The organism is Acinetobacter sp. NigerLNRRAM0016 (genome assembly GCF_054112845.1).
Window position 1 is genome coordinate 1 of the sequence record NZ_JBSYVT010000063.1, and the last position, 11,671, is coordinate 11,671.

Below are 11,671 nucleotides of genomic sequence, written 5' to 3' on the forward strand. Positions count from 1 at the left end.
CTAGAATCTCCCAAGGGAAAGTCTCCTGATAGTTCAGCGTATATCACATTCAGAGATTTATATTTTTTAGTATTTAAGATTTTTTGAATTTTGAATTTTGTCAATGATCTCAGTATATCTGTAATCTGTTCCTAGGCTTAAGTCTGCATCTTCTTAAACTGAGTTGCGTATATACTTCTTAAACATTGTTCTGGAAAGCTATTTTGAATAGATGTTCTCATTCACGAATTATGCATGAATGTTAAGGTAGAAATATTAATCAAATAAGAATTCTTCTTAATTTAGAAGGACATCTATTACTTAATTTATAGTTTATATAATTTAAATTAAATTGAGTGTTTTGTATGAGTATAGATTAAATCCGGATATAACACATGGCGCCAAATGGCGATATGAATAACACCGCTGCACAATATGATAGTTTCTCTTTAGCTAATATGGTGCCACAGGCCCCTAAAAATAATCAGGAAGTCTGGCGTAAGCTGGAGGAGGCCGTGCGCGCGATTGTGACCAAACAGCATAGGGATGCCTATATTGTCACAGGTCCCGTGTTTGAGGGAAAGCGGCTCAAAACCATTGGGAATGGCGTGATTGTGCCAACGGCCGTGTATAAGGCGGTGTATCTGCCCAAACAGGGCATTAGCGGTGCCTATTATGCACCTAACAATGATTCACAGCAGGTCAGGGTCGTCAGTATCTGTTATCTGGAAGAGAAGCTGGGGGTTAATTTATTCCCGCAACTGACCGAGCAGCAGAAGCGTAACATCTATCAATTACCGTTGACCGCAGCTCAGGTTAAGGCCAATCAAGACATTAAATATATGCGTTGGGATGCGGAAAGCCAATGTGCGGAAGAAGCCGATACCGCCAGCATACAGGCTCAACAAAAGCAGTTTGCTTCAGGACAGTCCCAGACTGCTGAAAGTAAGTTGCCACAGATTGATGAGGAAACCAAGCAGGCGCTGATCAAGCAGTTGGTGGATATGCTGGTGCAGTATTTTTTACAATTGTTGAGATAATGTAGAGCATCTTGCAAATCATCTATGTTTAGCTCAGTGTGATGAAAAGAGAATAATAATGGGGAACGAGATGTTTAAGCCTTTTGTGAATGGAAATGAGTCTTCCGCAATCTATGACCTGACCCTGGAAAATCAGGTCGATTGTGTGAGCCTATATGGCAATCTGCAAATAACCAAAGATCAGGTCGGTTTACAGGCTGCCAAGAAGTTACAAGCCTTTATTAATGAGCTGGTGGCAGCCCTGGAACAGGAAAATCTCCCTGAAAAAATTCAGCGCCAACCTGAACAGGAAATCGAAAATCCATTTCTATAAAAAATGCTTTAAGAAACCATCGTTTCCTTATCAACTTGATTAAGAACTATAAATGGTATTGTTCTTCCGCCACTGTTGTGGGGTTAAACCAGTCCAAAGCTTAAATGCGCGCTGAAAGGCACTTTGTTCTGAATAGCAAAGCAGCAGGGCAATCTCCTGTAAACTCAGGTGTGGGTCTTTTAGATATTCAGTTGCCAGCATAAAGCGAACTTCCTGTACCCGTTCCTGAAAAGTGGCATTTTGCTGTTGCAGGTGGCGTTGTAACTGCCGAACCGAAACTCCCAGTTTCCCCGCAATAAAGTCGATCTGGTATTGGTTCTTTTGCAGGCCCGTCAAAATGGCGTGCTGCAAGCGTTGGTCGAGTTGGGTCGAGTTGGGTAATTTGTCCAGAAGCGCCTGTGCCTGCTGTAAAAGTAGTTGCTGTAAAGTGTGATCGCCTGTTCGAAGTGGCTTAAAGGCTTCGGTAACAGGTAGAAGTAGCTGAGTTTTAGGCTGATCAAAACGGACTTTACAACGGAAATACTGCTCATAAACCATAATGTTTTTCGGTGCGGTATTCACAAAATGCACTTCGTGTTGATTGAGATCTTCACCTGACAGAAATAACTTATGGAATTGCACCATCAGCGCAATTGCAATTTCATCTGTTAATTGGGTTGGGTTGGGTTCTGGAGCTTCCCAGCGGATTGATGCGTAGGGTGGGTTAAATTCAACGACGAGAGGGCTACCATCATAAATTAAGCGATGAAAATCATGATAACGCGCCAATGCTTCGCCCAAGTTTTCACATGACAGTGCGAGATAAGCAATAATTCCTAAATGTTTAGGTTGTACGTGCTCTGCAATTTCTAAGCCTAAACCTGTCTTGGGATTTAAACGATTAAGATCTTCAAGTAAGTCACGCCAAATGACGTAATCAAAACGTTCAAGATTTTGGACTTGTTGTAATTGCTCAGGAATTTCAATATTTTTTGTTTCGCAATAAGCCTTTAATAAATGCCCTAATCCGCCATAAACAGAGCCTGTATAGTTCTTGAGTTGGGACATCCTGTCTACTCCTTATTCTGTCGTGTTTTGTCAATATAAATATATCTTATCGTCAATACTTCGCCTACAAAAATTTATATCTTTAAAAAAATAAGGAAACATTTGGAGAAAACCATGTTGAAGGGTTTTGTTGCAGGTTTGGTGATTGCAAACGGTTATGAATGGTTTGCCCATAAATATCTACTGCATGGGGTTCACCGTAAAGGCAAGCCACGTTTCAGCCCAACGCCAAAACAGATGGAATCGCACTGGGCACACCACCGTGAAGTGCGCAAGCAGGGCTTTTCTGATGATTGTTATGTCGAGGGTCTGGACAACTGGCGTACGCGCAATGAGTTAATGTCACTTGCTGTAGCCGCAGGTGTGCTAAGTGTTGTGTTCTATCCTTTTTCAAAAGGCATGGCGCTTGCAGCGATTTATAGTGCGGGGAATTATTATTATGTTCATCGCCGTGCCCATCTTGAGCCTGATTGGGCGAAGCGTACAATCCCGTGGCACTATGATCACCACATGAACTCGAACCAAGATGCAAATTGGTGTGTTACTCGTCCTTGGTTTGATTATGTGATGGGGACGCGTGTGGTGTCTTCAGCAGATTTGAAAGAAGCCAATCCATTGGGTCTACCTTTACCTACACCGATTTCGAAGATATTAACTGAAGCGATTGAATCAGTATTTCCTGCTAAATGGGTAGAACAGAAACCAAAATTGGTGGCCGCTGCTCAGACAGAAGAGATCGAAAAAGTATCGGTTGCTTCTTGATAAAGCGTGAAGAGGGCATTTTGACAAAACATGATGCTGGTCGTGTGCTTATGTCGTGAATTGTCAATAAAATTGGTTTTTAATGTCAATATTTTTGCTGAATATCTCGCTAATTTAGCCCAAGCCTTTTTGTTGCTTGATATTTATCCAAATTTATTGTTTTTCGTTTACCCTCTAGCGTTGTATAAACGCATTTCATATACCTTGCTCAGCAAGGTATTTTTTTGACTAAAATTTGCCGAATAAAAAACCTCTCAAGCAATCGCATTGAGAGGTTTGGATCTCGCTATTTTTTATTGCTTAAAGGCGCATTTCAATGCCTTGCTCAGCTAAATATTTTTTCGCTTCTGGAATCGTATGTTGACCAAAGTGGAAAATGGAAGCTGCAAGTACAGCATCTGCGCCACCTTTCAAAATACCATCTGCCAAATGTTGTAAATTTCCTACACCACCTGAAGCAATCGTTGGAATCGTGACACGATCATTGATTTGACGCATTAAAGCGATGTCATAGCCTGCTTTGGTTCCATCGGCATCCATACTGGTAATCAGTAATTCACCTGCACCAAAGTCTGCCATTTTAACAGCCCATTCTATTGCATCAATACCTGTTGGCTTACGTCCACCGTGGGTAAAAATTTCCCATTTATTCTCGCCCGTTTTTTTTGCGTCAATGGCAACCACAATACATTGTGCGCCAAAGCGTTGCGATGCTTCTTGTACAAATTCTGGGTTAAACACCGCAGCCGAGTTGATGCTAACCTTGTCGGCACCTGCGTTCAACAATAAACGGATGTCTTCAACCTTACGCACGCCACCCCCCACAGTTAAAGGCACGAACACGCTTTCCGCCATCCGCTCCACCGTACGGTAGGTGGTGTCCCGTCCATGATGGGTGGCGGTAATATCTAAAAAGGTAATTTCATCGGCACCCTGTTCGTTATAACGGCGTGCAACCTCAACAGGGTCACCTGCGTCACGAATATCAAGGAATTGAACGCCTTTAACGACTCGGCCATTATCAACATCCAAGCAAGGGATAATACGTTTTGCGAGCATAAAATTTTCCAAAAAATCGCCAAGAGAGAAAGGAGACCGACTCTGGTGCTACACCTTCATGGAGGGAACGGGTATTCTATCAAAATCAGAGTGATATTTTGCAGGTTTTCCATGTCGGTTTATACCCCGTTGAGTTTAGAAGAAGTGCAGGCATTTGCCGAGCCTTATGGTTTGGCGGTGATTGACCTGATTCCAATCCAGGGCGGTATTCAAAACACCAACTTTTTTTTGGTGGATCATACACAGAAACAGTATGTCTTAACGGTTTTTGAAGAATTGGATACTGAGGGGGCGGCTGAATTGGTGCCCGTGCTGGACTGTTTGGGGCAGGCAGGCGTACCTGTCGCGGTGCCGTTGAAACATCACGGTCAGGCCATCCATAGTATTGCAGGCAAACCTGCCCAGATTGCGCCACGTTTAATGGGTGAGCATCCTGAGCAGGCCAGCATTGACCAGGTGCAGGCGATTGCACAGGCGCAGGCCAAACTGCATCTAGCGTTACAGGATTTTCCATTACAGCGTGATTTTAACCGCAACCATGCCTATTGGTCAGAGTGCATATAATGATTTTCTAGCTTGTCTAATTTTTTTGGTTTTTTTAATAAAGTACTATTTTCTATGTCTTTTCTTTTTTGATTTTTATCATAAAGACTAAATGATTCTCCATCTTCATAATCAATCTCAGTAATTTTTCCTTGAGTAAATTGACCTTCATAAAGACTTCTAATAATTTCTTTAAAGGTAAGTTCTTCAATTTCAATTTTTTTTAAATTTTCAAATCCAGCAAAAACTTGTTGACTAGCACATAGCATTAAAATGCAGAAAAGTTTAAACATGATATTCCCTTAAAAGTGAAAATTTTTAATTTATCTAAAATTAACATAATACACCTTATACGAAAGGTGTTCTAATTTTCCTTAGAAATCAATGCTGTAGTTTCTAGTTTATAGCCCAATCACACCCGATTGGGCTTTTTTATGATTTTTCATGTTTCACGATCAAAAAACAATCAATGTTCCACGGTTTTATTTAGCTTTGGCGAATAATCAATGGATGCCATTGAAGCCTTTTAGGTCTTCCGTTTTCTCAAAAATGAAGTCTCTACGATCCAGGATTAGGCAGTTTTTATGGCACTGTTGCAAATAGGCTGACATGATAAGCTAAATATCTTATTTATTTCGAGATACAGCAGATGAATCCCTTCCATGGTCGGCACTTTCAAGGTGAAATCATTCTTTGGGCTGTTCGTTGGTATTGTAAATATGGCATCAGCTATCGTGAACTTCAAGAAATGCTCGCTGAACGAGGCATAAATGTGGATCACAGTACAATTTATCGTTGGGTTCAGCGTTATGCTCCAGAAATGGAAAAACGGTTACGCTGGTATTGGCGTAATCCTACAGATTTACATTCATGGCATATGGATGAGACTTATATCAAAGTGAAGGGGCGATGGACTTACCTGTATCGTGCAGTTGATCAACGGGGTCATACGATTGACTTTTACCTTTCCGCTAGACGGAACAGTAAATCAGCCTATAGTTTTCTAGGAAAGATCTTCAATACGGTGAAAAAATAGCAAATTCCACGGGTCATCAATACAGATAAAGCAGCGACCTATGGCCATGCTTTATCACGATTAAAGCGAGAAGGAAAATGTCCAGTAGATATTGAGCACAGGCAGATTAAGTATAAAAATAATGTCATTGAATGTGATCATGGTAAGTTAAAGCGAATCATCAGGGCCACATTAGGATTCAAATCTATGAAGACTGCTTATGCCACAATTAAAGGTATTGAAGTCATGCGTGCACTACGTAAAGGACAAGCATCGTCATTTTATTATGGTCAGCCTCAGGGTGAAGTGTGTCTAATCAACAGGGTTTTCGGTCTCTAAGCACTTTTTAAAGGGAACATCATCGACTCAGATCCCTATTTGCAACAGTGCCGAAAATACCAGACTAAAAAAAATGTATGCTGAAGAGCGATTAAAGGCAGAGATTGTTCAGGAAGCAATGTCAAAAAAGTGGTGAAGCCATCTTGCCGACGTCAGATGGCTCAACAAGCCGTTGCCCTGCATGCGGTTAGTATCCGTTTAGCTTGCTCTGCATTTGGCATTAGTGAAACCTGCTACCGTTATCAGGCTAAACTTTGCGATGACAATGCATTAATTGCTAAACAGCTCATTGAACTCACTGAGGCAAATTCCGATTGGGGATTTGGTCTGTGCTTCTCATATTTACGACATGTTGAGAATCACTGCTGGAATCACAAGCGGGTTTACCGCATTTACTGTGAGTTGGCACTAAATCTGCGTATTAAACCGAGAAGAAGACTAAAACGGCACGCGCCTGAACCATTGAAAGAACCAATCCGAGAAAATCAGGTCTGGTCATTAGATTTTATGCATGATCAGCTGATCGATGGTCGAAAGTTCCGATTATTAAATGTGATTGATGACTACCGTCGAGAAGGCTTAGCGATTGAAGCAGGATTCTCATTACCTACAATCCGAGTTATTCGTACGTTGAATCAGTTGCTGGAGTGGCGAGAAAAGCCGTTAGTTATTCGGTGTGACAATGGCCCGGAGTTTATCAGTCATGAATTTGTACGCTGGGCTACTGAGCACGGTATTCGTATTGAATATATTCAACCAGGTAAGCCACAGCAGAATGCGTATATTGAACGTTATAATCGGACTATACGTTATAGCTGGCTAAGCAAGCATCTATTTGACACACTGGAAGAAGTACAAGATTATGCAACAAACTGGTTGTGGCATTACAACCATGAAAGACCACATCAAGCTAACAAAGGAAAGCCACCTCTAAGGGCTGCTTAACCTCTACTTTTAACTTCGGTTATTTATGGGAGGATTACCATAACTTAAAGCAGAATAGGGAGGCTTTAAGGATGTAAATAAGATATGTGAAGGAATTTCTTTTCGGATTTCATTTATATAGATTTGAAGAATTCTGTAGTCTCGTTCCTGCAGTTTAATTACTCGGTACGAATATTCATTTTTGATTTTTGGCTTTTTTGATCGATCATCGAACTCATCATCTGTATTTGTAATAATTAAACTAAAACTATGATTCTGAATTGATTTTTTAATAGAGTTGGTTGTTAGTAGCATAAGCTCACCAATTCTAAGACCATAGTTGAGCATGAGATGTATGATCAGAAAGTTTCTGAGTTGTACATTTTTAGATCTAAAAGGATTTAATTCATTGTATTTATTAGAGTTACTTGGTGAAATGACTGAATACAATCCTTTAATCATTTCCTGATTCATGCTCTTAAAATTATGATTTATCTCACTTTTAATTGTCTTATTGGCTTTTGAAAAATTATTTATAATTTTTTTCTTTATTGTCATATATTTATTCAAGTTTTCTTTAATTTTTTGAATTTCCTTCAACGTAAGTTGTGGCTGTGATTGCATGCTTAAGTATTCATTAATCAAGAAGTTGTAAAACTTTAAGAAGGATCTAACTCTATGACCAATTGTTGTGTAATTAATATGTTCTGAATTGCTTAGCCGTATAAGATTACTTTCAAGTTTTTTATTATTTTCTAAGTAAACAATGAAATTATCAATTTCACATTGAATGATCTCAAAATTATAGGATGTCGAATAGAACGACTCACAAAAGGACGTGGCAAACTTTTCAAACCAAAATTCATACCAAAATTTTATTGCGATTAAATCTGCATGCTGCGTAGAGATACTTTGAAATCTAAGAAATTTCATGGTGTACAGCATAGGGTACATACATGGACAGAATGAATCTAAATCAAATAAAAGAATAATTTGATTTTCGTTTGAGACTTTCTTTTCTAAATGAATTGTTTTTAAAGCAAACATAGTAAAGTTTATGAATTATTCTTAAGGTCAACATATCATATTTTATGATTGAAATAGAAATTAGTTAAGGTATTGAATCTTAGTTCAAGAAAGAAAAATATGAAGTTATTGTTAGGTGTATCGGAATTGTCATAATTATAATTCTCAAAGGAGTAGAAAAGGCACTACCCCACAATTTTTTTCTCTCAAAATGTCATTCACTGTCATTTTTTAGTGGCAAGTACCAGGTGCAATTCTTTTTACGGTGTATTACACCGTAGATGTTTTGAGTGAGCTTAGCTGGCACCGTAAAAGTTTTGATCGACAAAATATCCAAAGTCAACTGGACTGTTAATCCATTTGCTAAACAAAACGTGAAACAGCAAATTATTGTAGTCTATATATTTTTCATAATTGTTCACGATACCTAAGTTCAGCAAGTTTTTTTCAAACTCAATGCGTTCAATGGGTTCTGATTTCACAAATGCATGGATGGATGCTTTGATTACATGATAATTATAACTTTCTGATGGACATTGACGTTCACATGAAATAATTCCAGCTTCAATGAACAAATTAATATTACGCTGCCAAGAACGTCCGTGAATGTGGTAATTCAGGCAGTCACCAAGTTTTTGCAGATCTGACAATTTAAAGGATTTGTTTTGGCAAACTGCAAAATATGTAAAGGTAAAATAACGATATGAAATATCTTTTTTTAATATCTTAAACTTAGGATTGTCATAAAAGTTAACATTAGCATTCGTTCTATATATTTTAAGGAACAGCTCACCATACTTACTTAATCTATAATATTTAGATGAGCGACAAGTAGAACGCCCTAGATCCTCTATCATCCCCAATTGGACCCAATTTTTAATAAGACGCTGAATAGAACGAACGAGCCATTTAGACTTATAACCCTCTAATTCATCTATATAGGTGCCTTTCAGGAAGTGAACACTCAATGGTCGTGGGTGATGTTCTACAAACTGAGTGAACAGTCGATGTATAAATTTTATATCCAAAATTGTATTTAGAGCTCTCATGATAAGTACTTTAAAACCATCTTAAAACCATCTTAAAACCATTTTAACAAAACCTTTTAAACCTTTTAATTTTTTTTAAATTAAATATACTTAAAACCATAATAATAGCTTAAAGGGTTTTAATTGTGCTAAAGCTAAAATGTATATCGATATTAGCAATGTCAATCATTACACAATCTATCTTTGCTGAAAATTCAGTAGTACTTGATGTTGGCCATTCACCAAAACAAGCTGGATCTACTGCAGCTAACGGCTATCCTGAATACACTTACAACCTTAGCATGGTCAATTCTATTGAATACTTTCTTAAATCGCGTCATGTCCAAGTGCTCAGATCTTCAGTGAATGAAGATAAAGTCTCACTGGTTCAACGTGCGACCAGATACCCTAATGCTAATCTTTTTATTTCGGTGCACCACGACTCAATACCTACTGAGCTGACCAAGTACAAGAATCAACTCAAAGGTTTTTCAATTTTTGTATCAAAGAAAAATCCAGAATACGGAAAAAGTTTGAAATGCGCCAATCTCATTGGCCAGAACCTAAAATCAATTGGTGAAAGCCCTTCTACTTACCATGGCATTAATATACCAGGTGAAAACAAAAAGCTTTTGACCTCAAATGGCGTATATCAATATGACAATCTAGTGGTCCTGAAGAAATCACAAAAGCCGGCGGTTTTAATTGAGATCGGCGTGATTGCCAATCCTGAAGAAGCAAATCGCTTATCTAATCAGAAAGTAATCTGGAAAATATCTGAAAATATTGCTCAGTCGATACAGCAATGTTTAAACCAATAAGGTGCATGCTGCAGTAATCAATATGCACCCCTCTAGAATTAGAATCTTATGCCGACCGTTTCACCATCATCATTGACCGCACCAGCATCATAAGTGTTATGCCATACGCCATTAATCATGACCAAGTGTGGCGCCCAAAATGACACTGTTTGAATATTATGCAAAACATCATCTGGCGTATCGAAACTAGAAGCACCTATATAGCGGAAGAACATCAAGTTTTCGCCTAGTTCTTCAATATACATTTCAGGATCAAAGTCATCCAAAAACTCTTTATCTTCACGTATCACTTCGTTTAACTCAGTTTCAACGAGTTTGAGTAAAGCGGTAGGCGTAGGTAAACCATCATAAGCCCATTCAGACTCTTTACCTTCAAGTTCCATCCCATCTTTAATATCAAATGCAGCGACATATCCAGTAAAGTAATTTTCAGCTTGCGAGAAGTTATTCGGCATGTCTTGATAGTATCTATCAAGTACGGTCTTAATCTTTGCCAAGGTTGCATCAATCGTACTTTGAATTGCACTTTCAGCACGTTCTTGAGCTGTACCTCTTTGCTTAGCTTGCCCCATGTGTACCCCCTGATTATTCACATTTTGACTAGTATTTTATTTCTAAAGCCTATTGTTTCAGCACTTTAAACCGATTCAGTATATACCAAAGGTTTGCTATTTATATTTCATATATACGATAAGTCTCAAATACTACAAATGGCTTGGTAGCTAAGTGATATAACATGTTTTTGTGCTTCAGGCTTTACAATGCTTTTCTCAGATTATCTAGACCAACATGCCGTTATTCTTGCGCTATGTTTGGCAATCTGCATATCTTCAGTTGTGGTTTATACAAAGTATAGAACTCTACGCGCCGTTTATCTTACTGGTGCATCCCTATTCACTTTAACCGCCACAATATTTCTATCGATCGGATTTTATTTAACTACATTGGATGTATCTGCTTCAGATAGAAAGGAGATCCAAAGCATTATTTCTCAAGTGAGCCAAGACAAAAATATCGCTTCAGCAATTGAACTCAATCAAAGAAATAACTATGAATTATTGGTTGCAGTATCTCAAAAGAAAAACCTTACCTACTCAGATCTAGGCAGTATTCAATATGGCCAAGTACGTGACACAGTAAATTTGACGAAATATTCTCAATACAAAACTTTGGTGAATGCTGAGTACTAATATTTATTGTTGTTTGCGTTGTTCAAGAACACTGATTTATGCACTACTCGTTGTTCTTCCTCATATCGTATCACTTCATGAGCCACGCAATATAGAGATATATTTCTTAGACATTGTTTCCATAAAAGTTCTGGATAGAGTTTTGTATAGGTCAGGAATGTTCTTTTCCCAAAACAACAATATTTCACCCTTCGTTTTGCATAATTTAAAATCATCGGTATTGGTGAGATCCTCTACCTGTTGAATCATCACTTCCCTTTCTTTTTCTTTGGCTTGTTTTTCTAAAACTTTTTGTTCCTTGATTTTGTCTTGTTCAGACAAAAAGTTCCTACTTTTCTCGCGTTTTTCACTGTCAGTAATGAACTTAACCAAGTGGAATAAATGTTCCATCCATTCATCCGTATGGGTTAAGCCAAGGATGCAACCATTTAGATTAAAGCCAACATTAACCAGGCCTATATCTGATGATGTTTTATTTCTGATATTCAAAATGACATCTTCATCCAGTTCATTTTCTGCAATGAATTCGTCTATATAGTGTTGGTACTCTGGAGATAGAAAACCGTCAAAGGTATATCGAACAAC

At 38.3% G+C, this 11,671-nt stretch carries 10 protein-coding genes and 5 pseudogenes; 8 read left to right on the plus strand and 7 right to left on the minus strand.

Annotated features, from left to right (window positions below; all coding sequences use genetic code 11):
* Window positions 1–371: 371 nt before the first annotated feature.
* Together ACWQ4X_RS18900 and ACWQ4X_RS18905 are read left to right on the plus strand one after the other, a co-directional pair.
* Window positions 372–1,019, plus strand: a pseudogene (locus tag ACWQ4X_RS18900) (DNA/RNA non-specific endonuclease); the annotation flags it as partial.
* Between the two features lie 70 nt (window positions 1,020–1,089).
* A complete protein-coding gene (locus tag ACWQ4X_RS18905) occupies window positions 1,090–1,332 on the plus strand; it encodes a hypothetical protein (RefSeq protein WP_005404640.1) in 243 nt (80 codons plus the stop codon).
* 39 nt (window positions 1,333–1,371) lie between these two features.
* Here the strand turns inward: ACWQ4X_RS18905 and ACWQ4X_RS18910 are convergent, their stop codons facing one another.
* Window positions 1,372–2,379, minus strand: a complete 1,008-nt coding sequence (locus tag ACWQ4X_RS18910; protein WP_457904601.1) for an AraC family transcriptional regulator ligand-binding domain-containing protein — start codon at window positions 2,377–2,379, stop codon at window positions 1,372–1,374.
* Window positions 2,380–2,493: 114 nt separating this feature from the next.
* Between ACWQ4X_RS18910 and ACWQ4X_RS18915 the strand changes: the two genes are divergently transcribed.
* Entirely contained in the window at window positions 2,494–3,141 is a 648-nt protein-coding gene (locus tag ACWQ4X_RS18915; RefSeq protein ID WP_004812246.1) for a sterol desaturase family protein, read from the plus strand.
* A gap of 300 nt (window positions 3,142–3,441) precedes the next feature.
* Here ACWQ4X_RS18915 and hisF read toward each other — a convergent pair whose 3' ends face one another.
* Window positions 3,442–4,200 (minus strand): imidazole glycerol phosphate synthase subunit HisF, encoded by a 759-nt coding sequence (gene hisF / locus ACWQ4X_RS18920; protein WP_004812244.1) that lies wholly within the window; start codon window positions 4,198–4,200, stop codon window positions 3,442–3,444.
* A gap of 111 nt (window positions 4,201–4,311) precedes the next feature.
* On the opposite strand from hisF, the pseudogene ACWQ4X_RS18925 reads away from it, so the two are divergent.
* Window positions 4,312–4,755 (plus strand): annotated as a pseudogene (locus ACWQ4X_RS18925) (phosphotransferase); the annotation flags it as partial.
* Here the strand turns inward: ACWQ4X_RS18925 and ACWQ4X_RS18930 are convergent.
* Complete coding sequence (locus ACWQ4X_RS18930; RefSeq protein WP_004812242.1) at window positions 4,743–5,036, minus strand: hypothetical protein; 294 nt, start codon at window positions 5,034–5,036, stop codon at window positions 4,743–4,745. The pseudogene ACWQ4X_RS18925 and the gene ACWQ4X_RS18930 sit on opposite strands and share 13 nt — an antisense overlap.
* A gap of 356 nt (window positions 5,037–5,392) precedes the next feature.
* On the opposite strand from ACWQ4X_RS18930, the pseudogene ACWQ4X_RS18935 reads away from it, so the two are divergent.
* Together ACWQ4X_RS18935 and ACWQ4X_RS18940 are read left to right on the plus strand one after the other, a co-directional pair.
* A pseudogene (locus tag ACWQ4X_RS18935) lies at window positions 5,393–6,097 on the plus strand (IS6-like element IS1008 family transposase).
* Between the two features lie 52 nt (window positions 6,098–6,149).
* Window positions 6,150–7,042 (plus strand): annotated as a pseudogene (locus ACWQ4X_RS18940) (IS3 family transposase); the annotation flags it as partial.
* Between the two features lie 33 nt (window positions 7,043–7,075).
* Here ACWQ4X_RS18940 and ACWQ4X_RS18945 read toward each other — a convergent pair.
* Both ACWQ4X_RS18945 and ACWQ4X_RS18950 read right to left on the minus strand, forming a co-directional pair.
* Window positions 7,076–8,068: pseudogene (locus ACWQ4X_RS18945) on the minus strand (site-specific integrase); the annotation flags it as partial.
* 275 nt (window positions 8,069–8,343) lie between these two features.
* Window positions 8,344–9,096, minus strand: coding sequence for a hypothetical protein (locus ACWQ4X_RS18950; protein ID WP_005006271.1), 753 nt, complete (start codon window positions 9,094–9,096; stop codon window positions 8,344–8,346).
* A 158-nt stretch (window positions 9,097–9,254) separates the two neighbouring features.
* On the opposite strand from ACWQ4X_RS18950, the gene ACWQ4X_RS18955 reads away from it, so the two are divergent.
* Window positions 9,255–9,896, plus strand: coding sequence for an N-acetylmuramoyl-L-alanine amidase family protein (locus ACWQ4X_RS18955; RefSeq protein ID WP_005028445.1), 642 nt, complete (start codon window positions 9,255–9,257; stop codon window positions 9,894–9,896).
* A gap of 38 nt (window positions 9,897–9,934) precedes the next feature.
* Here ACWQ4X_RS18955 and ACWQ4X_RS18960 read toward each other — a convergent pair whose 3' ends face one another.
* Window positions 9,935–10,468 (minus strand): hypothetical protein, encoded by a 534-nt coding sequence (locus tag ACWQ4X_RS18960; RefSeq protein ID WP_005006266.1) that lies wholly within the window; start codon window positions 10,466–10,468, stop codon window positions 9,935–9,937.
* Window positions 10,469–10,657: 189 nt separating this feature from the next.
* Here ACWQ4X_RS18960 and ACWQ4X_RS18965 point away from each other — a divergent pair, with 189 nt between their 5' ends.
* Entirely contained in the window at window positions 10,658–11,086 is a 429-nt protein-coding gene (locus ACWQ4X_RS18965; protein WP_005006263.1) for a hypothetical protein, read from the plus strand.
* A 75-nt stretch (window positions 11,087–11,161) separates the two neighbouring features.
* On the opposite strand, the gene ACWQ4X_RS18970 is transcribed toward ACWQ4X_RS18965, so the two are convergent.
* A partial coding sequence (locus tag ACWQ4X_RS18970) for a hypothetical protein (protein WP_228134818.1) occupies window positions 11,162–11,671 on the minus strand: 510 nt, incomplete at its 5' end.

What these genes read in the sequence shown, in the direction of transcription:
- ACWQ4X_RS18905 (WP_005404640.1), top strand. Translation starts at nt 1,090, where the DNA reads ATGTTTAAGCCTTTTGTGAATGGAAATGAGTCTTCCGCAATCTATGAC.
- ACWQ4X_RS18910 (WP_457904601.1), bottom strand. Translation starts at nt 2,379, where the DNA reads ATGTCCCAACTCAAGAACTATACAGGCTCTGTTTATGGCGGATTAGGG.
- ACWQ4X_RS18915 (WP_004812246.1), top strand. Translation starts at nt 2,494, where the DNA reads ATGTTGAAGGGTTTTGTTGCAGGTTTGGTGATTGCAAACGGTTATGAA.
- hisF (WP_004812244.1), bottom strand. Translation starts at nt 4,200, where the DNA reads ATGCTCGCAAAACGTATTATCCCTTGCTTGGATGTTGATAATGGCCGA.
- ACWQ4X_RS18930 (WP_004812242.1), bottom strand. Translation starts at nt 5,036, where the DNA reads ATGTTTAAACTTTTCTGCATTTTAATGCTATGTGCTAGTCAACAAGTT.
- ACWQ4X_RS18950 (WP_005006271.1), bottom strand. Translation starts at nt 9,096, where the DNA reads ATGAGAGCTCTAAATACAATTTTGGATATAAAATTTATACATCGACTG.
- ACWQ4X_RS18955 (WP_005028445.1), top strand. Translation starts at nt 9,255, where the DNA reads ATGTCAATCATTACACAATCTATCTTTGCTGAAAATTCAGTAGTACTT.
- ACWQ4X_RS18960 (WP_005006266.1), bottom strand. Translation starts at nt 10,468, where the DNA reads ATGGGGCAAGCTAAGCAAAGAGGTACAGCTCAAGAACGTGCTGAAAGT.
- ACWQ4X_RS18965 (WP_005006263.1), top strand. Translation starts at nt 10,658, where the DNA reads ATGCTTTTCTCAGATTATCTAGACCAACATGCCGTTATTCTTGCGCTA.